1 protein-coding gene is annotated in these 1,022 nt (G+C 67.6%); it reads right to left on the bottom strand.

Features of this window, described 5'->3' with window-relative positions:
- On the bottom strand, positions 1-1,022 hold a 1,022-nt coding region (locus H663_RS40975; protein ID WP_240620610.1), incomplete at both ends, for an Ig-like domain-containing protein.

Below are 1,022 nucleotides of genomic sequence, written 5' to 3'. Positions count from 1 at the left end.
TGCCCGTGAGGGTGGGCTTGTTGTTGCTGGTGATGTTGTCGGTGGTGGAGCCGGTGTTGCTGCCGGGGGCAATGGCACCAGCGGGTGCCGAAGGGGCCACGGAGTCGATGACCACCGGCAAGGGCACGGAGGGGCTGACGGCACCCGAGGGGCTGGTTTCGGTGATGGACAGGTTGTTGGAGCCCTGGGGCAGCGGCGCGGTGGGGGTGACGTTCCACTGGCCGTTGGGGCCGACCACGGCAGAGCCAATCACGTTGCCAGCGGGGTCTTTGATCTGGATGGTGTTTCCGGGTGTGCCGGTGCCGCTGAGCACAGGTTGCGGGTTGGTGGTGATGTTGTCGGTGGGCGAGCCGGTGTTGCTGCCGGAGTTGATGCCGCCTGTGGGTGCGGGCAGGCTGCCTGACTCAATGACGACGGGCAGCGGAGCCGTGGGGCTGACGTTGCCAGCCGGGTCGATGGCGACCATGCTGAGGTTGTTGGTGCCTGTGGGCAGGGCTGTGGTGGGCGTGATGCTCCATTGGCCGTTGGGGCCGACGACGGCGGTGCCGATCACGTTGCCTTGCGGGTCGGTGATCTTGATGGTGTCACCGGGCGTGCCTGTGCCCGTGAGGGTGGGCTTGTTGTTGCTGGTGATGTTGTCGGTGGTGGAGCCGGTGTTGCTGCCGGGGGCAATGGCACCCGAAGGGGCCGAAGGGGCCACGGAGTCGATGACCACCGGCAAGGGCACGGAGGGGCTGACGGCACCCGAGGGGCTGGTTTCGGTGATGGCCAGGTTGTTGGAGCCCTGGGGCAGCGGCGCGGTGGGGGTGACGTTCCACTGGCCGTTGGGGCCGACCACGGCAGAGCCAATCACGTTGCCAGCGGGGTCTTTGATCTGGATGGTGTTACCGGGTGTGCCGGTGCCTTGGAAGGTGGGGGTGGTGTCTGGGGTGGTGATGCCGCCCGGTGCAACGACCACGCTGGGCGCTGGGGGCGTCAGGGGTGCGGGGGGCACGGGTGTGCAGTTGATGGCAAACGAAGCG

The organism is Limnohabitans planktonicus II-D5 (genome assembly GCF_001270065.2).
GTDB classification, from domain to species: domain Bacteria; phylum Pseudomonadota; class Gammaproteobacteria; order Burkholderiales; family Burkholderiaceae_C; genus Limnohabitans_A; species Limnohabitans_A planktonicus.
The sequence above is the reverse complement of the archived record's forward strand: the minus strand, read 5'-3'. Positions and strand labels throughout refer to the sequence as shown.